General features: G+C 40.6%; 26 protein-coding genes and 4 tRNA genes. 27 read left to right on the plus strand and 3 right to left on the minus strand.

What is annotated here, in order from left to right; genetic code table 11:
- Positions 1-45: 45 nt before the first annotated feature.
- From FLK20_RS19485 to FLK20_RS19500, 4 genes are all read left to right on the plus strand, one after another.
- Positions 46-116, plus strand: a tRNA-Trp gene (locus FLK20_RS19485).
- Between the two features lie 8 nt (positions 117-124).
- Positions 125-197 (plus strand) — tRNA-His (locus FLK20_RS19490).
- Between the two features lie 39 nt (positions 198-236).
- A tRNA-Gln gene (locus FLK20_RS19495) sits at positions 237-311 on the plus strand.
- A 4-nt stretch (positions 312-315) separates the two neighbouring features.
- Positions 316-390: transfer RNA gene (locus tag FLK20_RS19500), tRNA-Gly, on the plus strand.
- Between the two features lie 153 nt (positions 391-543).
- On the opposite strand, the gene FLK20_RS19505 is transcribed toward FLK20_RS19500, so the two are convergent.
- From FLK20_RS19505 to FLK20_RS19515, 3 genes are read right to left on the minus strand one after another with little or no spacing between them, the layout of a single operon-like run.
- Positions 544-1,641: a tyrosine-type recombinase/integrase gene (locus FLK20_RS19505; protein WP_152658263.1), complete on the minus strand. Its 1,098-nt coding sequence runs from the start codon at positions 1,639-1,641 to the stop codon at positions 544-546.
- 32 nt (positions 1,642-1,673) lie between these two features.
- Complete coding sequence (locus FLK20_RS19510; RefSeq protein WP_152658264.1) at positions 1,674-2,153, minus strand: ImmA/IrrE family metallo-endopeptidase; 480 nt, start codon at positions 2,151-2,153, stop codon at positions 1,674-1,676.
- Between the two features lie 4 nt (positions 2,154-2,157).
- On the minus strand, positions 2,158-2,718 hold the full coding sequence (locus FLK20_RS19515; protein ID WP_152658310.1) for a helix-turn-helix domain-containing protein: 561 nt from the start codon (positions 2,716-2,718) through the stop codon (positions 2,158-2,160).
- Positions 2,719-3,098: 380 nt separating this feature from the next.
- On the opposite strand from FLK20_RS19515, the gene FLK20_RS19520 reads away from it, so the two are divergent.
- The 23 genes from FLK20_RS19520 to FLK20_RS19630 all read left to right on the plus strand — a co-directional run bounded on the left by FLK20_RS19520 (position 3,099) and on the right by FLK20_RS19630 (position 22,274).
- A complete protein-coding gene (locus tag FLK20_RS19520; RefSeq protein ID WP_152658265.1) occupies positions 3,099-3,284 on the plus strand; it encodes a helix-turn-helix domain-containing protein in 186 nt (61 codons plus the stop codon).
- Positions 3,285-3,289: 5 nt separating this feature from the next.
- Positions 3,290-3,613, plus strand: a complete 324-nt coding sequence (locus FLK20_RS19525) for a DUF771 domain-containing protein (protein WP_152658266.1) — start codon at positions 3,290-3,292, stop codon at positions 3,611-3,613.
- A gap of 2 nt (positions 3,614-3,615) precedes the next feature.
- A complete protein-coding gene (locus tag FLK20_RS19530; protein ID WP_152658267.1) occupies positions 3,616-3,858 on the plus strand; it encodes a hypothetical protein in 243 nt (80 codons plus the stop codon).
- Positions 3,859-3,951: 93 nt separating this feature from the next.
- Positions 3,952-4,395, plus strand: coding sequence for a hypothetical protein (locus FLK20_RS19535; protein ID WP_227995169.1), 444 nt, complete (start codon positions 3,952-3,954; stop codon positions 4,393-4,395).
- 134 nt (positions 4,396-4,529) lie between these two features.
- Positions 4,530-4,745, plus strand: coding sequence for a hypothetical protein (locus FLK20_RS19540; RefSeq protein ID WP_152658268.1), 216 nt, complete (start codon positions 4,530-4,532; stop codon positions 4,743-4,745).
- Between the two features lie 79 nt (positions 4,746-4,824).
- Positions 4,825-5,451 carry a bactofilin family protein gene (locus FLK20_RS19545; protein WP_152658269.1) on the plus strand — a complete coding sequence of 209 codons (627 nt, stop codon included), beginning with the start codon at positions 4,825-4,827 and terminating at the stop codon, positions 5,449-5,451.
- A 24-nt stretch (positions 5,452-5,475) separates the two neighbouring features.
- Complete coding sequence (locus tag FLK20_RS19550) at positions 5,476-5,982, plus strand: hypothetical protein (protein ID WP_152658270.1); 507 nt, start codon at positions 5,476-5,478, stop codon at positions 5,980-5,982.
- On the plus strand, positions 5,979-7,166 hold the full coding sequence (locus FLK20_RS19555; RefSeq protein ID WP_152658271.1) for a DUF2800 domain-containing protein: 1,188 nt from the start codon (positions 5,979-5,981) through the stop codon (positions 7,164-7,166). Before FLK20_RS19550 ends, FLK20_RS19555 begins: the two co-directional genes overlap by 4 nt.
- A gap of 87 nt (positions 7,167-7,253) precedes the next feature.
- Positions 7,254-7,826 (plus strand): DUF2815 family protein, encoded by a 573-nt coding sequence (locus FLK20_RS19560; protein WP_152658272.1) that lies wholly within the window; start codon positions 7,254-7,256, stop codon positions 7,824-7,826.
- Positions 7,827-7,880: 54 nt separating this feature from the next.
- Positions 7,881-9,830 (plus strand): DNA polymerase, encoded by a 1,950-nt coding sequence (locus FLK20_RS19565; protein WP_152658273.1) that lies wholly within the window; start codon positions 7,881-7,883, stop codon positions 9,828-9,830.
- Between the two features lie 14 nt (positions 9,831-9,844).
- Positions 9,845-10,075 (plus strand): hypothetical protein, encoded by a 231-nt coding sequence (locus FLK20_RS19570; protein ID WP_152658274.1) that lies wholly within the window; start codon positions 9,845-9,847, stop codon positions 10,073-10,075.
- Between the two features lies 1 nt (position 10,076).
- Positions 10,077-10,772, plus strand: coding sequence for a winged helix-turn-helix transcriptional regulator (locus FLK20_RS19575; protein ID WP_152658275.1), 696 nt, complete (start codon positions 10,077-10,079; stop codon positions 10,770-10,772).
- Positions 10,772-11,143, plus strand: coding sequence for a hypothetical protein (locus FLK20_RS19580; protein WP_152658276.1), 372 nt, complete (start codon positions 10,772-10,774; stop codon positions 11,141-11,143). The genes FLK20_RS19575 and FLK20_RS19580 overlap by 1 nt, the downstream gene beginning before the upstream one ends.
- 14 nt (positions 11,144-11,157) lie before the next feature.
- Complete coding sequence (locus tag FLK20_RS19585; RefSeq protein ID WP_152658277.1) at positions 11,158-11,481, plus strand: hypothetical protein; 324 nt, start codon at positions 11,158-11,160, stop codon at positions 11,479-11,481.
- Between the two features lies 1 nt (position 11,482).
- Entirely contained in the window at positions 11,483-12,982 is a 1,500-nt protein-coding gene (locus FLK20_RS19590) for a PcfJ domain-containing protein (protein WP_152658278.1), read from the plus strand.
- Between the two features lie 21 nt (positions 12,983-13,003).
- Complete coding sequence (locus FLK20_RS19595; RefSeq protein ID WP_152658279.1) at positions 13,004-15,358, plus strand: virulence-associated E family protein; 2,355 nt, start codon at positions 13,004-13,006, stop codon at positions 15,356-15,358.
- A 273-nt stretch (positions 15,359-15,631) separates the two neighbouring features.
- Positions 15,632-15,916 carry a VRR-NUC domain-containing protein gene (locus FLK20_RS19600; protein WP_152658280.1) on the plus strand — a complete coding sequence of 95 codons (285 nt, stop codon included), beginning with the start codon at positions 15,632-15,634 and terminating at the stop codon, positions 15,914-15,916.
- Positions 15,916-17,277 (plus strand): SNF2-related protein, encoded by a 1,362-nt coding sequence (locus FLK20_RS19605; RefSeq protein WP_152658281.1) that lies wholly within the window; start codon positions 15,916-15,918, stop codon positions 17,275-17,277. Before FLK20_RS19600 ends, FLK20_RS19605 begins: the two co-directional genes overlap by 1 nt.
- 4 nt (positions 17,278-17,281) lie before the next feature.
- Complete coding sequence (locus FLK20_RS19610; RefSeq protein WP_152658282.1) at positions 17,282-17,689, plus strand: hypothetical protein; 408 nt, start codon at positions 17,282-17,284, stop codon at positions 17,687-17,689.
- A gap of 213 nt (positions 17,690-17,902) precedes the next feature.
- Positions 17,903-18,676: an SHOCT domain-containing protein gene (locus tag FLK20_RS19615; protein WP_152658283.1), complete on the plus strand. Its 774-nt coding sequence runs from the start codon at positions 17,903-17,905 to the stop codon at positions 18,674-18,676.
- Between the two features lie 61 nt (positions 18,677-18,737).
- Positions 18,738-19,373 carry an HGGxSTG domain-containing protein gene (locus FLK20_RS19620; RefSeq protein WP_152658284.1) on the plus strand — a complete coding sequence of 212 codons (636 nt, stop codon included), beginning with the start codon at positions 18,738-18,740 and terminating at the stop codon, positions 19,371-19,373.
- Entirely contained in the window at positions 19,366-20,721 is a 1,356-nt protein-coding gene (locus FLK20_RS19625; protein WP_152658285.1) for a PBSX family phage terminase large subunit, read from the plus strand. Before FLK20_RS19620 ends, FLK20_RS19625 begins: the two co-directional genes overlap by 8 nt.
- An 11-nt stretch (positions 20,722-20,732) precedes the next feature.
- Entirely contained in the window at positions 20,733-22,274 is a 1,542-nt protein-coding gene (locus FLK20_RS19630; protein ID WP_194165699.1) for a phage portal protein, read from the plus strand.
- Positions 22,275-22,277: the final 3 nt, after the last annotated feature.

Raw genomic sequence — 22,277 nt, forward strand, 5'->3', positions numbered from 1 at the left:
TCGGCAGTTCGAATCTGCCCCCCTCCACCATTTATTAAAAATTATAGGGGTATAGTTTAATGGTAAAACGAAGGTCTCCAAAACCTTTGATGTGGGTTCGATTCCTACTACCCCTGTCAATATGGCGGCCGTGGCGAAGTGGTTAACGCACCGGATTGTGGCTCCGGCACGCGTGGGTTCGATCCCCACCGGTCGCCCCTTTTTTATTTCATTACATTACATATATATTTTATAAATGGGCCATAGCCAAGCGGTAAGGCATCGGGTTTTGATCCCGTGTACCCTAGGTTCGAATCCTAGTGGCCCAGCCATTTTGCGGAAGTAGTTCAGTGGTAGAACACCACCTTGCCAAGGTGGGGGTCGCGGGTTCGAATCCCGTCTTCCGCTCCAGAAGAGNATTTAGGATGATTTTAGAAATCGTCGATGTGCTTATGAGCGTTGATATAACAGCGTTCGTAAGCATTTTTTATTTAGCGGTGATGGTATAGAAAAACATAGGTTTTTAAAATTCACAACACATTTGCAACACATGTGCAGCACAATTTAATACATATTAACTGCTATACTATCATCTGCTTTACGAAGCTCTTTCATCACATGTGCATATCGTTTATAGGTTATATCTGGGCTGGAATGTCCTAATCTTTCACTTATATAAATAATCGATGCTCCTTTATATATTAATGCGCTGGCATGTGTATGTCGCAATTCGTGAGCAGTGATTTCGTTCTTTATACCTAAACTTTGCAATGTCTTTTTTAGCGATTTGTTAACAGCATTATTGCTTATTACTTTATACTTGGACTGTGAACTGAAAAAGACAAGCCGTTCAATATTGTCAGGCATCTGAATGAACAGCTTTTTAAATTCTTTCATCACTTTTGGATCTATTCCTATTAATCGTGTAGATTGTTCGTTTTTTGTAGGTCCGAAACCTTCAGGCATTTTATGATTGTAACCCCAGACTTTATTTACATTAATGGTATTCGCTTTAAAGTCAAAATCATTTCTAGTTAAGCCGACAAGCTCCTCAAACCTTATCCCGGACACCAGGAGCAGAAGCACTCCATAATAGCTTAATCCAGATCTCAACTTGCTGAATACCTCTTGGTAAAGCTTTTCACTTTCTCCAAACTCTATATATTTATCTTTTTTATTTTTGGGAGGTTTCCCAGTTACTTTCACTTTGGTAGTGAAGTTTACCCGTATTAATTCATCTTCTACAGCATGATCAACTGCTGCTTTAATATGCCCATGTACTTTAGATGTTGTTTCTTTAGCATATTTCTTTCCGATATCATTTAAAAATAATTGGTAGTCGTCCCTGGTAATTTTCTGAATCGTTTTTTCTTCACCAAAATGATCTTTGATATACCTTAGCGTATCTTTATAATGACTTAATGTCTGAGGGGCAATATCAGTTTTGTAAATCGTATACCAATCCTCAAAGTATTTTGCTATTGGTTTAGGTTCAATGCCTATACGTTGCCCAGTGTTCATTTTATATTCGATTTCATCAGCCACTACTTTAGCCTCTTCCCTTGTCCGGAAACCTCCTTTCCGAATTGGGTCATACTTTTTGTTTGTATATCGACTAATAGTATACTGCCATGTTTTTCCTCTTCTTTGAAATGTAGCCATGCTAATCCTCCTTTTAGGAATGTATGTTCTTTTTAAGTGTAAAAATTTTTATGGCTAACCGATTCAACCACCTTTAAAGGGTCAAAATAGATAGTGAATTTATCATAATCAACAGATAGCCCATACTTGTTCTGGTATCTCATTAAAGCCGCCGATAGAAAATCTTCAGTAATACCCAGGTATTCAGCAAACTCAAATCCATTTTTAATATTTTGCTGGTGAGCTTGTACTATTTTATATAGAGGAACTACTTTTTCATACGCCCAGATCCTGGCTCGCAGCTCCTGTTTTCTGTTGGACAAGTTTGTTTGGTCTGTTATATTCCCAACTGAAGTGTGGTAATGACCTAATTCCTCTGAAAGAACAGAAGCTTTTTTGGCAGAAGAATTCAGAAGTGATTTATTGAGCCAGATGATATTATTGCCGTACAACCCTTTAATTCTCCCTTTCATCTGTGTTTCATAAACATCTATACTATTTCTGTAAGCGTGATTTAATAGACACTCGTACATGAATCTACTCCTTTTTATTCCTTTTTGAGCGCATGAATTCTTTAAATCTTTCTAGTTCTTCAAGTTCCTCATCAGTCCAAGCCTCGCCGTCATGGTGGGCTGCGATGGTTTCATACTCTACGAAATCTTCAGCTACTGTGCTAGTAGGTATAGAGTTATCGCACAAAGGTGGTTCCTGACGAGATAGAGCTTTAGTAAGACTAACTTTATTTATTTCAAGAGCTTCGGCTATAATTTCTACAGCTTTATAATCTTCCATGCCGGGGATGATTCTATCGAGCGCTTGGAGATACGTAAGCTTTAGTCCTGTGTTAACTGCTAAATCTTCATATTTCCAATTTTTCGCACTTAGCTCATTTTCGACAATTGATTTTAGGGATCTTCCTAAAAGGTAATCAGTAGTTACATTAAAGTAATCAGCTACTTTTTCCAGTTTATCGGTAGACGGTTTATTCTTTTTCCATGAATACATTGAGTTTCTACCGAATCCGACCTTTTCTTCTAATTCAGTTATTGTTATTCCTCGACTTTTACAAAGTTTTTTAACCTTATCAAATATAGTCATATCAACCATCCTTGGAGCTCACAGGAATAAATTAAAGAATTCTTTAATTAAAATTATTGACTTCTATAAAGTTCTTTAATATACTCTAAGTAAGCTATTTATTCAGCAAAAAAAGACAACAAAAAATACGACATATCTAAATACATTTTTAACGCTGGGGAGCTTTCAAAAATGTGATATTACAGGCTTTTTAAAGTCTTATTTAGCTATGTCTATATTCTACAAACTTCTTTAATTTTTGTCAAGATAATATGCTGATATTTAGTTAATTCTTTAATAATTTGCGCTGTGGCACCGAGCCAACGACGGTGCACCTTGTACAGACTTATAGCAAAAACATGGCGGTTGCAACGCCAATACGATGCAAAGGAGATGTAAAGTTGAACTATTCAGAGTTTGGAGCTGAAGCAAGAAAAATCATGCTGATAAAAGGAATTTCTATGGCCGAGCTAGCAAAAGATTTGGGAATATCTCCTTACTATTTAGGTGAAATTCTAAAAGGTACTCGGCCAGGTAAAAAGTACAAAGGAAGAATTTCAGAAATTTTAGAGATGGAAGAGGAGTAGTTACTATGCAGCATCTTACCGTTAATCTTTCTATACCTGTTCCGGACGACCAAGTAGTCATTAGCAGGGTTGAGTTGCAAGAGCTTAAAGATCAATCATTATCTGGAGTATATTGGACCATGAAAGATTTGGAAGAGAAAGTTGGAAGGAAACAGGTCTGGATAAAAGAGAATATATTGTATCCCACTCGTTTCAAAAAGATTCTTGATGTAGAAAACGGCGGTTTTGTTTACTATCCGAGATCAAAAGGACAAATTTGGAGTTTTCAAGCAAACAAGATGGCAGAGTTCTTGGATAAGAATTTCAATCAAATATTCAAAGGAGGTTAACCATGTCACTAACTAATCATTTTTTAACTGAGGACATGCCTCAAGTATTTGAGGAAATTAAGCGGTTTTCAACAGCAAGTGTGAAATGTTTTGACGTAGTTGAAAATGCACAGTTTGAAATGAAAGAAGCCATTTTTACTGAAATGAGTACGGCATATGCAAAGCTTGAAATGCTGCATCGCAAAAAGATCGATGCTGATGTATCAGTAGCTGCTAATGAAGAGATCCGGAGGAACATGTTTTGATGGACAAGCTGGATTTCTACTTCAATGTAATGTTTGCAGCTGCAGCAGGGTTTTTATTTTTAAGTCTTATTCATTATTGAAGGGAGTTTTTACATGGGAGAATTTGCAGATATGTGTTTAGAAAGCGGAATGAGTCAAATATGGTCAGAAGGATTAGAGGTCGATAGTCACATTTCAATAAATCCTGACTATGCTTGTTTAAAGATCACTGCCGGCAAGAGTAAAAAGACCGATCCTTATAAAACAGAGGCCGTGTTAAACCGCACTACGTGGATCGATGGAGAAGGCACTATCCACGAATTGAAAGGCATGGATCGGGAACATCTTCAAAACATCTTATTTTTCATTTATAGAAAGCGAGATCGCTATTGGTTGAACTGCAATAACGTTTCGATTATTGAGAAATTCAAGGACGGTGACGAGTTCTTTCAGCTGGTTATCCGTAGAAGTAACATTTGGCAAGCAATTATCAATGAGTTACAACGTCCAGTAGAGGGTTTCAATTTCGATTTTAAGGTTCCAGGGGAGGAGGCATAAAGGTGGGGGATACCGCGGAATTAGTTTTTGAAGGGTATCTTTGTCAGTGTTGCGGAGCCTTAGTTGATGGAGACGACCCTGGCTATCCAAGAGACTGCGAGGATTGCAATTAACTTGAAGGGAGGTGAACGATAATGCCTAATATTTTACCGGAAAACAAGTTGCTTATGAGGGTGTCACAAGGTAGCGCAACGATCAAAGATGATGAAGGAAAAGAGCGAAAAGTAGAGTTATTTACAACGATACATGGTTCTCCAATTATCCAATTTGATGATAGGACAACGGTTTACTGGGATTGGAGCGAACTGATAGGAACAGCATGGAATACCGCGAAAAGAAAAACCCACTGACGGCAATCAGTGAGCTTAAAAAACACTACGTACCGTTATTGTAGCATATAGCGGTTAAAAATGGGAGGCAAATTTTCAAATGAAAAAGTTTACGTTAACGGAAGAGAAGAAAGAGCATTTTGGGTTAACGCTATACCGTATCAAGGCTATTAGATCATTCGGCAATGTAGATGCGGGAGAATTAGGCGGATGGATTGAAAAAGAATCAAACCTTGCTCACGATACCCTTGCATGGGTATCCGGCAATGCAAGGGTATCCGGCACTGCAGAGGTATCCGGCAATGCAGAGGTAGCCGGCAATGCAAGGGTATTCGGCAATGCAAGGGTATCCGGCAATGCAAGGGTATCCGGCACTGCAGAGGTATCCGGCAATGCAGAGGTAGCCGGCAATGCAAGGGTATTCGGCAATGCAAGGGTATCCGGCAATGCTGCGGTATCCGGCAATGCATGGGTATCATCCCAGAGACATATCGTGTGGTTTTCATCCGTGGGATCCGAGGGCGGAACGCTCACTGCCTTCTTAACTAAATCAAGTGAGATTGAAGTTAAACGTGGTTGTTTTAAGGGGACGCTTGGGGAATTTGAACGTGCTGTGAAAGGTACGCATGGAGAGAACCAATATGCAGAAGAGTATCTCATTTTAGTCGAATTTATCAAAGTTCGATTTAAAGAATTTACGAAGTCGGTTGTAGAGGTAAGCGAATAAACAAAATTTTAGGAGGAATCATTTATGAAAATTGAAGTTAATGTACAAGCACCGGAATTAGTTGAAGCTGTAAATAATCTTGCTGCTGCTATGGGGTCAGCACCAGTTGTTGAAGCACCTGCAAAGAAGGAAGAGCCTGCTAAAAAGGTAGAAGCGAAAGAAGATAAGAAGCAGGAGAAAAAAGAAGAGCCTAAAACATTTAGTCGTGCCAGCTATTACTACCATGAAGAAAGCGACTCGTACCTTGCTTTCAAAAAAGGCGATGAGATACCGACTGAACCAGGGTTTACTGACGCTAAGTCTATCTCTAAAAAAGAATACGACAAAGGTATTGCTGAACAAGAAGCGCCTGATGAAAAAGAGGATTCCGTACCAACTGTTGAAGAAGTTCGTGCGAAAACTGCAGAGACATCTAAGGCTGGTAAACGAGATGAGGTTAAAGACCTTCTTGCCGAGTTTGGCGTCACCGCAATATCTAAGATTCCGGAAGATCAGCGTGCTGACTTTATTGAAAAGTTGGATGAGCTATGAGCCATGCAGAAAGAGCGCATGCCAGGTTAAGCGCCTCCGGTTCCAGCCGGTGGCTTGCTTGCCCAGGCAGCGTAGCACTGGAAAGCAATTATCCAGATACTACTTCTAAGTTTGCGGAAGAAGGTACGGCAGCGCATGAATTATCGGAACTCATCTTGCAGCACAAACTTGGTGAGCTTACCAAAAAGAAGTTCACTGCTCAATTGTCAAAGCACAAGGAAGGCGAGTATTATAGCCAGGGCATGTATGACTACTGTGATGATTACACAGACATTGTGATGGAACGTGTCAATGCTGCAAGGGCAGAGACACCTGATGCCCAGGTCTTACTGGAACAGCGTCTTGATTTTTCAAAGTGGGTTCCGGAAGGATTTGGCACAGGCGATGTCCTTATCATTGCTGATGGAGTAATTGAAGTTATTGACCTTAAATACGGCAAAGGCGTGCCGGTATCAGCTGAGAACAACAGTCAGATGCGCCTGTATGGTCTAGGTGCATTTAATGATTATGACATGCTTTATGGCATTGAAACGGTACGTATGACGATTGTCCAGCCAAGGTTGGACAGTGCTTCAACTGAAGAGCTATCAGCTGATGATTTATTGAAATGGGCTGATGAAGAGGTCAAACCGACTGCGGAAAAAGCAGCAGCCGGCAGTGAGCTATTCGTAGCCGGAGTTCACTGCAAATTTTGTAAAGCACGGGCTGAATGCCGAGTAAGGGCAGAGGCTAACTTAGAGTTAGCACAACACGAATTTAAGGATCCTGCTCTGTTAAGCGCAGGAGAGGTAGCAGAGATATTATCCAAGGCATCCGAATTGAAATCATGGGTGGATGACGTAGAAGGCCATGCCTTATCTCAAGCATATAAGCATGGAGTCACCTACCCTGGATGGAAAGTAGTTGAAGGCAGAAGTAATCGAATCTATTCAGATAGGGAAACCGTTGCAGATCTTCTTATTTTGGAAGGATATAGCGAGGAAGAAATTCATAAGCCGGCTGAACTAAAAGGCATTACTGCTATGCAGGACGCACTTGGCAAAAAGCAGTTTAATTCTATACTGAAAGACTTTATCATCAAGCCGCCAGGCAAACCGAACCTTGCTCCGGAATCAGACAAGCGGCCTGCATTATCTTCTGCAGCAAGTGCAGCAGAAGATTTTAAAGAAGAAGGTGAGTCTTGATGGGGGATATAGCAGATTACCAAGTAGACCAATACACATCAGGAAGATGGGGAACAAAAAACAATTATAAGAGGAGAGATTTCAATTATGGCAGTTACAAATACAGACACTAAGGTTATCACAGGAAAGGTACGTTTAAGCTTTGCAAACATCTGGGAGCCGAAGTCTATCAACGGCGGAGCTGAAAAGTATAGTTCATCTATTCTTATCCCTAAAACGGACAAGAACACGATGAAGAAAATCAAGGCAGCTGTAGAAGCAGCCAAAGAGCTAGGCAAAAATGAGAGATGGGGCGGTAAAATTCCTAAGAACCTTCACACTCCTGTTCGTGATGGTGATGACGAAGCAGACGAGAAAGGCGAGGCTTACGAAGGACATTATTTCCTAAATGCATCGTCTAATAATAAACCAGGCATCGTTGACCGCAACCGGGACGAGATTATTGATACAACGGAAGTGTACAGCGGTTGCTATGTGCGAGTTTCGATTAACTTCTACCCATTCGACACAAACGGCAATAAAGGCATCGCAGTAGGACTTAATAATATACAGAAGTGGGAAGATGGGGACTTCTTAGGCGGTCGCAGCCGTGCAGAAGATGACTTTGACGACCTGCCGGAATTAGATGATGACGAGGAAGTGGACGACTTTTTAAATTAATCAGGGGGAGTTTTTACTCCCTCTTTCTATTAATCTCCTGGAGGTAGATAGCTTGTGGCTACGTTGGCAATCGATGTAGAAACTTATTCCAGTACGAATTTAATCAAAACTGGCGTTTATAAATATGTAGAAGACCCGGACTTTGAAATATTGCTCTTTGCTTATGCTTTTGATGATAATCCGGTAACCGTTATTGACTTAACAGACTTTGAAGATGTTCCTATCAAGGTTATGCAGGCATTAACCCACCCGAACGTTTTAAAGACAGCGTTTAACGCTAACTTTGAAAGAACAACCATTGCAAAACATTTCGGCTTAAATATGGATCCTGTTCAATGGCAGTGCAGTTCCGTTCACGCCTTGATGTTAGGTTTACCTAACTATCTTGATGGTGTGGCCAAAGCGATGAATTTAGATGTAGAAAAGGATCAAAAGGGTAAAAATCTCATTAAATATTTTTCTGTCCCGTGCAAGCCCACCAAAGCAAACGGTGGACGTACAAGAAATTATCCGCATCACGATCCGGAAAAATGGCAGATGTATAAAGAGTATTGCCGGCAGGATGTTGTGGTAGAAAGAGAGATTCGTAAAAAGCTTGCGAAGTTCCCTATCCCTAAACAGGAAAATAAATTATGGCAGGTAGATCAAACCATTAACGATAGAGGCGTCTATTTAGATAAAGAATTAGTACAGCAGGCTATTGCCTGTGATAAGCAGTACCGTCAACGGCTTTTAAAGCGTGCGTCAGAAGTAACTGGATTAAATAATCCGAACAGCCTTCCGCAGCTTAAAAAATGGCTAAAACAAGAGACTGGAGAGGACGTCAAGAGCCTCACAAAAGATACGGTTCCTGGACTGATAGAAAAGGCAGACAATCCGGTTGTTCAGGAAGCGCTTGAGATTCGACAAGAACTTGGCAGAACTTCTGTTACCAAATTTGACAAGATGCGTTTGGTAGTCAACAACGATAACAGAGTACGAGGCATCTTGCAGTTCTATGGTGCGAATCGTACAGGCAGATGGGCGGGGCGGTTGGTGCAAATCCAAAACCTACGTTCAAATAAATTACCGGACTTGTCATTGGCCAGAGATCTTTTAAAACAAGGTGAGTTTGACTTATTAGAGATTCTGTTCGGTGATGTTCCGGACACGTTGTCGCAGCTGTTAAGACCGGCTTTCATTCCGACGCCCGGCAATGTCCTGTATGTATCTGACTTCTCAGCAATCGAGGCGAGAGTGATTGCATGGCTTGCAGATGAGAAATGGCGATTAAAAGTTTTTAAATCACACGGAAAAATCTATGAGGCCTCTGCTTCTACTATGTTTAATGTACCAATAGAGGAAATTGATAAAGGAAGCCCGTTACGTCAAAAAGGAAAAGTTTCAGAGCTGGCACTTGGTTATCAAGGTGGTCCAGGTGCATTAATCCAAATGGGTGCGCTGGATATGGGTATTGAAGAAGATGAACTTCCCGTGCTTGTTAGGGCTTGGCGTGATGCTAATCCAAAAATCAGGCAGTTGTGGTACGACACAGAAGCAAATGCGCTTGCTGCAGTTCGCGGGAAAACTACCGTAACTGGAGCAAAAGGTATCAAATTTATCTATGAATCTGGAACTCTATTTATTCAACTGCCATCCGGCAGGAAGTTAGCTTATGTTCGGCCAAGAATCCAGCCTCATCAGAAGTTTGAAGGAAAGGACGAACTGACCTATGAAGGACCAGGAAGCACCGGGATGGAACGGATAGGCACCTATGGGGGCAAACTGGTGGAGAACATTGTCCAGGCTATTGCAAGAGACTGCCTGGGAGAATCACTTATCAGACTGGAAGAAGCCAGCTATAAGATAGTCATGCACGTTCATGATGAGGCAGTAATAGATGCTCCTAAAAAAGAAGGCAGATTAAAAGAGATTACAGATATCATGGGCCAGCCTGTCAGCTGGGCAAAGGATTTGCCTTTAGCTGCAGATGGCTATGAGACGGATTATTACATTAAAGATTGATTAGGAGGGGTTGCATGACGAATAGGATTTTAAATTTAGCTTTTTATTTAATACTTGTGTATTTAGTTGTGGTTGCCCTCTATATGGCGCATGAAAATAAGAATTTGAGTGACGAAAATGATCGGTTGCAGCAGGAAAACGCTGAATTACTGATTGATTATCATAAGGTATCTATCCAGCGTGATGAAGCAGTAGATGCGTATACGCAGCTTAGTAATAAGCTCATGAAAGAGGACGGTGATTAGATTGAATGAATCTGAAAGCCTCCTATCAGCTGATGAACTGGAATTGTTAAGGAAGCAGGTTGCAGACAGAGAAGCCAAAACAGCTGCTAAAGTAGATAAGCTGCTTACAAAAGAAAGAGATTTAACTGCATCGGATATTAAGTGGCTACTTGGAAAAGAAGTTGACCGGAGACGTATTGCTAAGGCAATGAAAATGTCCATTTCTACACTGGAAAGATACCTGTCCGAGCACGGACTGGTAACGAAAAGTAGAACTAAGATCGAGCCGGAGATAAAGGCAGAAATTAAGAACTTATTAAAAGAAGGAAACCTTACTCGTAAAGAAATCGCAAAAGAGGTCGGAGTCAGTTATAGCACAGTGGCGTATCAGCACAATCAAATGACAGAGGAGTGTGAGAGTATGGCGGAACAAACAGCTAAAGACCTTAATGAACAGATAAGTATTCTAAAACAAGAATTGGAACAGCACCAAAAAGCTATCGGAACTCTGAAAGCAGATAGACAGGGCTTCTATGAGAGACTCCAGCAAGAACAATCTAAAGTAAAAGAGCGAGATAAATTGCTGAAGCAACTAAATAGAGACGTGCAGAGACTTATTCAGGAACGGGATGACCTGCTGGATAACAGTAAGAAAGAAAACCTACAGAAACAGCATGACTTGCTTTTAGAATATATCCGGCTAGGAGGTAGTACGTAATGGGCGCTCATAAGGAAATGTTAGATGCTAAACGTCATCGGCTTAGGGTTTTAAAGCAACATCGTAAGCGTGTGGGAAAAGTGGAAGCGACAAGGATTGATGGTGAAATTGCGGAGATGGAACGCTACCTTAAACGATTCGGATTAAAGGTTATGCAGCCGGCCAGGGTAAAAAATATTGTTATTAATCAAAAAGTTTATCGGGCCATGTTACGAAAGCTAAAAGGCTATGCCGTGAATGAATCTGTACAGGGAGACAAGCTTATTTTAACTTATCGTTCTCCAGATGGGTCTACTCGAGGAAAAGCAGTTCTGTATGACCTGTCTGAACACTTTCCATATAATGCAGATTTTCCGGAGATTGAAATTTAAAGGAGTGTATTCAAATGAAAAAACTGCAGGATGAAATGAAAAAGGAAAATAATCCGTATGTCACTTTAATAGGCAACTATCTGCTGGATCACTTAAAAGAGAATCCGGCAGATGCCAAGAAGCTAGAGGAAAAAGACAAATCAATAAAAGGCAGTCTGGACGCCATGCGGAAAGTTGCTGAAAAGAAGAAAGTCGGTAATATGGCAATGCTGACAGATGCAGAAGGCTTTGCCGTAGTATGTGACTACTTCGGCATTAAGGGCAAGGATGATGCCCCTGTAGTTGTCGGTAGTCAAGAAACAGATCTAGTGATAAACGTGAATCTTGGAGGTAGATGAATTGGAATTTAAAGATCACTTTTCGAAAACTGTCAGTCAGGAATTAATAGATTACGTAAAAAACGTGGTGTTTGAAGAAGATCGCTATCTATTTGTTCGTCGGGAGAAAAAGGTTCAGTACGGCTTTTGCTCTCATTGCCGGCAGGAGTATACAACAAACTATCCGCACGTTAAAGGAGCATTGAAGCACAATCAGCAAACTGTATGCAGTCACTGCCAGTCCTTAGTTACTGTAAAAAGTGCTGGCAGAGGTCGTAAGAATTTATACAATGAAGCTTATGTTGTATGGTACGAGAAATCGCAAATCAATCCGGCTGCAATCGTAGCAGTAGGATTACTTGTAGGTATTCACTTTGATAACTACAAAGGAGAACTTGTATTTGGTACAGTCACATCCTATCTATTTGAGCCAGGCTATAGTGAACAGCGCTTCTATGCCTCCTGGAGGGATAAATGGACTAAATTGAAAAATATCCGATCAGAGATTCCAGGTACCATGCGTTATAAAAAACTCTATGTCTCTTATGACAAGATACGAGATGTGGTTAAAGGTACGCCATTTCAATATAGTACGTGGGAACAGTATAAGGACATATTCGATAGAGAGGATTTAGTCCACTTCTTTGACTTAGCAGCCAGATATGGGTGCATCGAATATCTAACTAAAATTGGTTTCCATTCCTGTGTGAAAGCCAAGATTCAAGGTGATCGGACGTATGGCGCTATTAATTGGAATGGTAAGACGCTGGAAAAAGTCACTAGGCTTTCTAAGGCAGATTTAAAGCAGTTACAAAAAGAAGGTATTGCACCAGAGCCAGCTACGTTGCACTCTTATCATAAATTTAAAAAAGCTGGACACCCTATAAGTTTTGCGCAAGCTTCGTGGTTTGGAATCTTCAACTTTGTTGGAAAGGCTGCAGAACTGGGGGAACCGTTAGGACCTCTCGCTAAATACACTTTGAAGCAGGTGGATAAACAAGATACTAGCCCTCAATCCGTACTATTGGATTTAAGAGACTACTGGCACGAAGCCAGAGACCTTGGGATGGATCTATCTAAAGATAGTGTGAAATGGCCTAACAATTTACGTGATGCGCATATCGCTACTACAAAACGGATGAAGGTAAAAGTGGACGCAGAGCTAAACGCTCAAATTGCCGAACGACTTCCGTATTTAGACCATTATTCCTTTTCGAAAGATGGTCTATTTATCCGACCTGCAGCATCTAGCATTGAACTATTTGAGGAAGGTAAGATACTGCATCATTGTGTTGGACAGTACACTGAACGTTATGCAAAGGGCGAGACAAACATCTTTGTCGTTCGCAGATTAGTTGCTCCAGACATCCCTTTCTACACTGCAGAGATCAGAGACGGAAAGGTATTTCAATGCCGTGGGCACCGTAACCGCGGTCAGACAAAAGAGGTTGCCGAGTTTATGCATAATTTTGCTGCTGAGATGCTACAGCCTAAACGCAAGAGAAGAAAGATACCAGCTTAAATGAAAGGAGAGTAGACAACTATGCTTGAAATTTCCTTTGGTCGTAATCGGTCAGACAAAAACTGGACGACGGACTTCCTGGAGTGGGACGAGTTCATCCATACGCTTGAACTTCGCCGGACAGATGAAACGATGGCCGAATACGACAAACTCTCCAAAGAAAAACAAGGTGCTATTAAGGATGGCCCTGCCTTTGTAGGCGGGCTCATCCGGAGTGGCCGCCGAAAGAAAGTAAATATAGAAAGCCGTTGGCTTATTACACTGGATGCCGATTATGCTGATGACGATTTTATGCTGGATGTCGATTTAATCCTGGGCGGTACCGATTATCTCATCTACAGTACGCACAGTCACCGTGAGGACCGGCAGAAATATCGTCTAGTTATACCTGCAGATAGAGAAATGCAGCTGGACGAGTATGCAGCAGTTAGCCGTAAACTGGCTCAAAATATCGGCATGGATTATTTTGACCATACGACATTTCAAGTTCACCGTTTGATGTATTTCCCCAGTTGTTCTAAAGACGCTGAACCGGCCTTTGAAGTTTTTGAAGGTGATCCTCTTAATGTGGATGACGTGCTGGCTGAATACGTTGACTGGACTGATATTGCTGAATGGCCAAGGCACGAGGAAGAAAGTAAAACACTCGTATTAAATGGAATGAAGCAACAGGATCCTACTGAAAAGCGTGGCGTGGTCGGATTATTCTGTCAGACGTATCCGATTGACGAGGGGATAGAGGAATTTCTATCTGATCAGTATGAACAGGGGTCGATGGAGAATCGGTTCACCTATCTTCATGGATCCTCTGCAAATGGTCTCGAAGTATTTCCTGACCAGGCACTTGCTTACAGTCACCAAGATAGTGATCCTGTTGCAGACGGTCACAGTAAAAATCTATTTGACCTGGTTCGGCTGCATAAGTTTGGCGATATGGACGACAACGTCAAAAAGAATACGCCAAGTATTAAATATCCGTCTTATGCAGCCATGCAGGAATTTATCTACGAGCTTCCAGAGATTAAACGGGCGCTGATGGATAAAAGAGAAGCAAGTATTAATGAAGATTTTGCTAACGAGATAGAAGATGAAGAAGAAATGGATCCGGATGCTTGGAAAGATGAACTGGCTTATACCAAACAAGGAAACTTAGTAGGCAATGCTAAAAATGCGGAGTTGCTTCTATCTAATGGAAGCTTAAAAAGGATCCTGGCGTATGATGATTTTAAGAATAGAGAGGTTATACTTGGCGACTTACCTTGGCGGAAGAAAAGTCCGTTAAGCAGTCATGATCCATGGCTAGGTGCTGATGATGCTCAATTAAGGCACTGGCTGGGGAAATATCACGAATTGAAAGGACAAGGTGTTATTATGGATGCTTTAACATACGTATCACGAAAAAATAGCTTTCATCCTATACATGACTATCTGGAGTCTTTTAAATGGGATGGCGTGGAAAGATTGGACACGCTCTTTATCGACTATCTGGGAGCGAAAGACAGCGACTATGTACGTACAGTTACCAGGAAGATGTTTATGGCAGGCGTAAGGCGCATCTATGAGCCTGGTACCAAGTTTGATAACATCCTTGTGTTGGTTGGTCCGCAAGGCTGCGGGAAAAGCTCCCTTATTGCAAAAATGGGAGGTCCATGGTTCTCCGATTCCTTAAAGAATTTTGATTCAAAGGAAGCTGGGGAATACCTGCAGAGTTCCTGGGTGTTTGAATTTGCAGAGTTAGAAAATATGAAAAAGGCAGAAGTAGAAGAAATAAAGGCTTTTGCTTCCAAAACAACAGATATGTACCGTGTGGCTTATGATAGGGTTGTTTCAGAGTTTCCCCGGAAGTGTATCTTTTTCGGAACGACAAATAACTATGATTTTCTAAAAGACAAGACGGGGAATAGACGATTTTGGCCGGTTACGTTGACCCCAGCTGAAGCGACTAAGAGCGTGTTTTATAAAGACGCCGATACGCCCTATTTATCAGATGAGGAAATAGGACAGATATGGGCTGAGGCAAAACATTATTGTAAACAAGGTGAAAGTCTTGTACTTCCAGCACTTATTGAAGAAAAAGCGAAAGTTATTCAGGAAGCACATATGGAAGAAAACCCAAGAATCGGACTGATTCAGGAATTTCTAGAAACACCCATCCAGGAAGATTTTATGGACGAGCCGGAATACAGACAGCGTGTTTGTGCAGCGCAGTTATGGGTGGAATGTCTAGGAGGCAAGAAGAATGATATGGAAAACTGGCGGGCAAAAGAGCTTGTGCAGATTATGCGAAACATGCCAGGATGGGAAGAACTTCCAGTAAGAAAGACCTTCAAAGGATACGGAAAACAAACCGCATTTGAACGGAAAGACGGACAGTAAGTCCAAATGCTGCTGTCCAGTCCTGTCCGTGCTGTCCGATAAAATATTTTTAAGCGGACAGCACGGACAGCAAAAAGAGTCTGCTGTCCGTTTCCCTGTCCATTCATAAGTTCAGTCGTATCAAGGAATTAAATGCTATATGGACAGGAGGGACATCGAATTTAGTATTAATTCTATAAATAAAAATAAGTGTTAAATTATAAGGTTAAATTAATTTCATCTGTATACGCGCGTAATCGTGTCCTGCTGTCTAAATAAAATGAGGTGATAATTATGAAAGAAAAACAATTAGAAGATCGACTAAAAAATAAAATTGAACAGTTAGGGGGGCTATGTTTCAAGTGGATATCCCCAGGAAGAAGAGGAGTTCCGGATCGTATCTGCATTTTGCCCAAAGGGCGAACTGTCTTTGTAGAAATGAAAGCTCCTGACGGTGTGCCAAGTCCCTTGCAGCGGAAAAGACTTGACGAGTTACGGGCTAGAGGTCATGAAGCTTATGTTTTGAATACAAAGCAAAAGGTGGATGACTTTATCGATATGGTGAGAGGTGATGATTAATGGAGTTTGTACCCCATCAATACCAGGAGTACGCAATACAAAAAATTATTGATACGCCAGCTGCAGGATTATTCCTGGACATGGGATTAGGAAAGACGGTTATCACCTTAACGGCCTTGGAAGAGTTGAAGAATACGTACTTTGATGCAGGAAAAATATTAGTTATAGCACCGTTACGGGTAGCACAGGATACCTGGAGCCGGGAAACAGAAAAGTGGAATCACCTGCAGCACATTACTATTTCAAAAATTTTAGGTTCCCGGGCACAGAGGGAAAAAGCATTAAAGGCAGAAGCAGATGTTTATGTTATCAATCGAGAAAACGTCCCCTGGCTGGTGAGTATGACCGGCAGTAAGTGGCCTTTCGATACGGTAGTGATTGATGAGCTATCCAGTTTTAAGTCTAGCAAGTCCAAGAGATTCAGAGCATTGCGCCGGGTAAGACCTTTAATGCAACGTATTATAGGGCTGACTGGAACGCCAAGCCCAAATGGTCTGCATGATCTATGGGCACAGCTGTACTTGCTAGATCAAGGAGAACGATTAGGAAAAACCATCACCGGCTATCGAGATAGATATTTTGATCCAGGGAAAAGAGACGGCCACGTAGTCTACGAATGGAAACAGAAAAAAGAAGCCGAATCTCGTGTTTATGACAAAATTTCTGATATCTGTGTCAGTATGAGTGCGAAAGACTGGCTGGATCTCCCGGAGCGAATTGAAAGAATAGTTCCAGTCAATTTATCAGCTTCTACTAGGAAGAAATACGAGAAGTTAGAAAAAGATTTACTGCTGCCTTTTGAGGATAGTGATGTGACGGCTGATACAGCTGCTGTCCTGTCTAATAAACTGTTGCAACTTGCAAATGGGGCGGTTTATGACGAAAACAAAGATGTACAAGAGGTTCATGAGGCAAAACTAGACGCATTAGAAGACTTGATCGAAGCAGCGAACGGCAAAACGATTCTTTGTTTCTATACGTATAAGCATGATCTATCACGGATTCTTGAACGGTTCCCAGAGGCAAAAAAGTTAGAAGGTCCTGAGGATATTGCGAAGTGGAACAAAGGAGAAATACCGCTGCTTTTAACGCATCCAGCTTCAGCTGGCCACGGTCTCAACTTGCAGGATGGAGGCCATAATGTTGTTTGGTTTGGGCTAACTTGGTCACTGGAATTATACCAGCAAGCGAATGCCAGACTAGACCGCCAAGGTCAAAAAGAGCGAGTTGTTATTCATCATTTAGTTGCTGCTGACACGATTGATGAAATAGTGGCAGCGAGATTGGAAGATAAGACAGCCGGACAGGATGCACTGCTAGAAGCTGTTAAGGCACGGATTGAAAATGTAAAAGGTGGGTGAGCGTATGTATGAATGGCTGAAAGACTATCAGAACTTATCCAATGAAATAGACTATCTGGAATATAGGCTACAACGTGAAAAGAGAGAATTGAGGCGATGGGTGCAGGGCGATCTATACGGATTAAAACTCAAAGAGAAGTCAATAGCTTCAGGGTTAGAAGAAAAAATAGCAGAAATTGAGTACGAGCTTGCCTGTAAAATGAACGATCAGTATGATGCAGAAAATTTAATTCGAATGTTTGACGGTCTGGATAACAAGATACTTTTCAAGAAGTATGTAGAGGGCAAAAGCCTTGAAGTTGCTGCAGTAGAATTGAATTATAGCGCCAGCCATATACGCAAAATACACGCTGATATCGTGAAGCGAATCAAGTTTATAGAAATGTATCATTTATGTTCACTCACAAAGTGACTGGTAACTATTGATTATCTGTTTTATAGTGTTAGCATAGGTTTTTGACCTAAATACACATTTTATATCTATGCGTAAAATCAATTATTTAATGTGTAGTATTGACGTTTTGCGTCACCCATATCTTGAGAGGTTGGATCAAATCCAGCCTCTATCCCTTTTTCTGTGGTTATGGTAAAATTTACTTAAACTAGATATGGGGGAGATCTAAAAGTGAATAGTTGCAAGATTTGTGGTGAATCGATTGGAGTGGTTTGGCTGGAAGCAGGAAAACTCGGTGACGGTAATATTGTCTGCAATATTTGTTTAAATAAAGCAAAATTAGGTGTTAAACAAAGGTTTAAGCTTAAAGAACTATCAATAGACGATGTTAAAAAAGGAATAGCCGGCTCTGGGCAAAAGGGTATTGAGTTATTAGATTTCAAAGCTAATCAAAAATTAGGTACAGCAGTACATTTTGATGATACAAATGAAAAATTATTAATTCCAGCATCGCCTTTCGATCCGACTGATTATAATACATTTATAAATTATAAAGACATTAAAAGCTTTGAGTTACTTGAAGATGGTGAAACAGTAACCAGCGGTGGTCTCGGAAGAGCAATAGCCGGAGGTGTGTTATTTGGTCAAACAGGTGCAGTTGTAGGGGCTGTTACTGGAGGAAAGAAGAGCAAAGGCATTTGCACAACTATGAAAATGAAATTAGATTTAGTCAATCCAGATGACAAATACAACGCTAAAATTAGGTATATTACTTTTATTGCTAAGCCAACGAAAAAGAATTCTCAAGAATACTTACAAGCAGTTGAATATGCGCAACAAAGTATATCAAAACTGCAGTTAATATGTGATGAACATAAGCAAGAAGAACAACAAAATACCATAAATGAAACTGAGAAAATACTGGAATATAAAAATCTTCTCGACCAAGGCATTATCACTGAGGAAGAGTTTGCGATAAAGAAAAAGGAATTATTAGGATTATAATAAACCAATCAAGGCATCCACGACGGATGTCTTTTTTATTTGGAGGCGGTGACGATGTAAGATGCAAAACAAACCCCATGCAAACAATTTTTGTGGAGCTAAGACCAGATCCGGTAAATCATGCAAAAACAAGGCTATGCCTAATGGCCGTTGTCGTATGCATGGTGGTAAGTCTACTGGAGCTCCACCCAAGAAAATGAAAAAGAATAAAAACGCTAATAAACATGGCTTATTTGCTAAATACTTGCCTGAAGAAACGCTTCAGATTATGAATGAAGCTACTACATTGGATTCCAAAGAAATACTCTGGATGAATATACAGATGCTTAATGCATCAATCATTCGGGCGCAGATGATTATGGATGTTAAGAATCAGAAGGACACAACAAAAACCCTGAGCCGTGTTAGGAAAGGTGAGAGCACGAATGAGAAGGAATGGGAAGTACAGCATGCCTGGGATAAGCATTCTACCTTTATGGTTTCTCTCAGTCGATCGATGGCTGAACTCCGTAACATGATCAAACAGTATGCTGATATGACTGACGAGGATGATATAAGGTTGCTGGAGATTGATAAGATTAAGGCAACCATAGCTAAGACAAAAGCTGAGACAGAGAAAATCAATAAAGATGATAAAGCTGGTGCTCCGCCAGTTATTAATATCATTGAACCGTCTTGGAGTAAAGATTATGAGTGAAGTCACAAATTTTGACATTGAAAAGGAAGTAAATCCTCACTTTGGTTCTGTATGGTATTCTGATAAGCCGTATAACATTTTAAAAGGTGGACGTAACTCTTTTAAATCATCAGTTATTGCATTGAAATTAGTTCATTTGTTAATCCCCTATATCTTAAAAGGAAAAAAAGCAAATATTGTTATACTCCGTAGAACAGGAACAACAATTCGTGATTCAGTGTTCAACAAATTACAGTGGGCATTTAGCAAGTTTGGTTTTTCTCGTTATCTTAAAATGACAGTTGCACCGTTTAAGATAACAGAAAATTATACAGGGTCAACGGTTTATTTTTATGGATTGGATCAATTCCAGAAGCTTAAATCAAACGATATTGATGACATTATTGCGGTTTGGTATGAAGAGGCAGCAGAATTTGAAAGTCAAGAAGATTTTGACCAGACTAACGTAACATTTATGAGACAAAAACATGAACTAGCTCCGTTTGTTCAATTCTTTTGGAGCTATAACCCACCTAGAAATCCATATAGTTGGATTAATGAATGGGCTGACCAGATGAGAGGTGAAGAAGATTACTTGGTACATGAATCTAGTTATCTGGATGACAGACTAGGTTTTGTTACGCCTCAAATGCTTAAAGACATCGAGCGAATTAAGAGAAATGATTATGACTACTATCGATATTTATATCTTGGTGAACCTGTAGGACTTGGGACAAACGTATACAATATGAATCTATTTAAGCCTTTGAGTAAGTTGCCAAGTGATGATAGGGTTATAGCACTTTTTTACTCTGCGGACACCGGACACAGCGTTTCTGCAACGTCTGTTGGATGCTATGGACTGACCGCTAAGCGTAAAGTCATCCGGCTCAATGGTTATTACTACAGCCCAGCTGGTCAGGTTAATAAAAAGGCTCCTAGTGAGTTGTCGAAGGATATATATGAGTTTATTAAGGCAACAGCTTCACAGTTTAAAGGTGCCAGAATCCGCAAACGTACCATTGATAGTGCAGAGGGCGCTTTGAGAAACCAATACTATAAAGACCATGGACAGCACTGGATGCCAGTCAATAAGCTTAAAAAAGTAAATATGGTAGATTACGTACACGACCTGTTAGCTCAAGGTCGTTTTTATTATCTTGAAAATCCTATACCTACAAGACTTGAACACTGTGATAGCAATGATATTTTCATCGAGGAGCATAAAAAGTACAGATGGGAAGAAAAAAAGAAAAAGAAACCGCTAGATAGTGATAATCCTCAAGTTGTCAAAGAGGATGACCATACATGTGATGAATTTCAATACTTCTGCGTGGATAATGCCAGAGACTTAAAACTCAAGCTTTAGGAGGTGATGGCTTGAACATTATTGATATGGTTAAAAGTTGGTTTAAGAGAGGAGGTTATGCATTGACTGGACAGACTTTACAAACGATTAATGACCATGAAAAGATTAATATTGATCCGGCAGAACTGGCTAGGATTGAACGTAATTTTAACGAATACAAAGGCAGTTATCCGAAGGTTGAATACTTCAATTCCTACGGAGAAAAAAGAAAACGCGATTACATGACGTTGAATATGGTCAAATTGACATCTGAATTATTATCCGGGCTTGTGTTTAACGAGCAGTGCGACGTAACAGTGTCCGATGAGTCAGACGAAAACAAGACAAATACCTATAAGTCGGCAGATGACTTTATTGGCAGAACCTTTGAGCATAATGATTTCAAGAAAAACTTTATGCGTTATCTTGACCCGATGTTTGCAGCTGGCGGGTTAACTGTAAGACCGTATGCAAATGCTGAAACCGGAGAAATTGAATACTCCTGGGCTTTGGCTAATGCTTTTTATCCACTACGAACAAGCACCAACGGTATATCAGAAGGTGTGATGAAGTCTGTCACTACTAAAATTATTGGCGGTGAGGAGATATATTACACGCTGCTTGAGTTTCACGAATGGGAGAAGGATATTTATATCATCACCAATGAGCTGTATAAATCTGAGAATAGAGGTGAGATTGGTAAACGAATTCCTTTAGCTGATTTGTATCCTGATTTGCAGGAAGAAACTAAGATTGTAGGCTTAACACGCCCTCTCTTTAATTATGTAAAACCAGCCGGATTTAACAATATCAATCCGCACAGTCCGCTTGGTCTTGGTTTAACCGACAATTGCAAGCCTACCCTTAAACAGATTAACGATACATGGGATCAATTTAATTGGGAGGTGCAGATGGGGCAGCGCACTGTCTTTGTCAGTGATTATATGCTAAACACAATGGAGACGGAGGATGGCAGGCCACCTATTCAAGTATTCGATCCTGACACCAACGTATATAAGTCCATGCAGATGGCTAATGATACTGATTTGATTAAAGATGTCACTATTGACATTCGGACTGAACAATACACGGAAGCTATTAATCAGTCACTTAAAACGTTAGAGATGCAGCTGCAACTGTCTGTTGGCACATTTTCGTTTGACGGTCGATCCGTTAAGACTGCAACTGAGATTGTCAGCGAGAACAGCTTGACTTACCGTACCAGGAACAACCACGTCAACGAGGTTGAGAAGTTTATCAAAGGTTTGATTGTCTCTACGCTTGAACTTGCTAAGGCGTTTAATCTTTTTGATGGAGAAATACCTACATTCGACAACATAGGAGTTGATTTTGATGATGGAGTATTTCAAGACAAAGGGCAGCAGCTACGGCATTATGGTCAAGCAAAAACTTTTGGGATTATTCCCACCGTAGAGGTAATCAAGCGAGTATTTGATGTTCCGCAAAAAACAGCTGAAGATTGGCTGAAACAGATCCAGGAAGAACAGTTGATGTTAGAGCCATCTGAGTTACAGACCAGAGCAGCTAAAACGATGTTTGGTGATGAGGAGTGATTG

Origin of the sequence: Oceanobacillus sp. CFH 90083, from assembly GCF_009389585.1 — a bacterium.
Lineage (GTDB): Bacteria > Bacillota > Bacilli > Bacillales > Amphibacillaceae > Oceanobacillus.

Coding starts and splice junctions, on each gene's coding strand:
- FLK20_RS19505 (WP_152658263.1), bottom strand. CDS start 1,641: ATGGCTACATTTCAAAGAAGAGGAAAAACATGGCAGTATACTATTAGT.
- FLK20_RS19510 (WP_152658264.1), bottom strand. CDS start 2,153: ATGTACGAGTGTCTATTAAATCACGCTTACAGAAATAGTATAGATGTT.
- FLK20_RS19515 (WP_152658310.1), bottom strand. CDS start 2,718: ATGACTATATTTGATAAGGTTAAAAAACTTTGTAAAAGTCGAGGAATA.
- FLK20_RS19525 (WP_152658266.1), top strand. CDS start 3,290: ATGCAGCATCTTACCGTTAATCTTTCTATACCTGTTCCGGACGACCAA.
- FLK20_RS19530 (WP_152658267.1), top strand. CDS start 3,616: ATGTCACTAACTAATCATTTTTTAACTGAGGACATGCCTCAAGTATTT.
- FLK20_RS19535 (WP_227995169.1), top strand. CDS start 3,952: ATGGGAGAATTTGCAGATATGTGTTTAGAAAGCGGAATGAGTCAAATA.
- FLK20_RS19540 (WP_152658268.1), top strand. CDS start 4,530: ATGCCTAATATTTTACCGGAAAACAAGTTGCTTATGAGGGTGTCACAA.
- FLK20_RS19545 (WP_152658269.1), top strand. CDS start 4,825: ATGAAAAAGTTTACGTTAACGGAAGAGAAGAAAGAGCATTTTGGGTTA.
- FLK20_RS19550 (WP_152658270.1), top strand. CDS start 5,476: ATGAAAATTGAAGTTAATGTACAAGCACCGGAATTAGTTGAAGCTGTA.
- FLK20_RS19555 (WP_152658271.1), top strand. CDS start 5,979: ATGAGCCATGCAGAAAGAGCGCATGCCAGGTTAAGCGCCTCCGGTTCC.
- FLK20_RS19560 (WP_152658272.1), top strand. CDS start 7,254: ATGGCAGTTACAAATACAGACACTAAGGTTATCACAGGAAAGGTACGT.
- FLK20_RS19570 (WP_152658274.1), top strand. CDS start 9,845: ATGACGAATAGGATTTTAAATTTAGCTTTTTATTTAATACTTGTGTAT.
- FLK20_RS19580 (WP_152658276.1), top strand. CDS start 10,772: ATGGGCGCTCATAAGGAAATGTTAGATGCTAAACGTCATCGGCTTAGG.
- FLK20_RS19585 (WP_152658277.1), top strand. CDS start 11,158: ATGAAAAAACTGCAGGATGAAATGAAAAAGGAAAATAATCCGTATGTC.
- FLK20_RS19595 (WP_152658279.1), top strand. CDS start 13,004: ATGCTTGAAATTTCCTTTGGTCGTAATCGGTCAGACAAAAACTGGACG.
- FLK20_RS19600 (WP_152658280.1), top strand. CDS start 15,632: ATGAAAGAAAAACAATTAGAAGATCGACTAAAAAATAAAATTGAACAG.
- FLK20_RS19605 (WP_152658281.1), top strand. CDS start 15,916: ATGGAGTTTGTACCCCATCAATACCAGGAGTACGCAATACAAAAAATT.
- FLK20_RS19610 (WP_152658282.1), top strand. CDS start 17,282: ATGTATGAATGGCTGAAAGACTATCAGAACTTATCCAATGAAATAGAC.
- FLK20_RS19620 (WP_152658284.1), top strand. CDS start 18,738: ATGCAAAACAAACCCCATGCAAACAATTTTTGTGGAGCTAAGACCAGA.
- FLK20_RS19625 (WP_152658285.1), top strand. CDS start 19,366: ATGAGTGAAGTCACAAATTTTGACATTGAAAAGGAAGTAAATCCTCAC.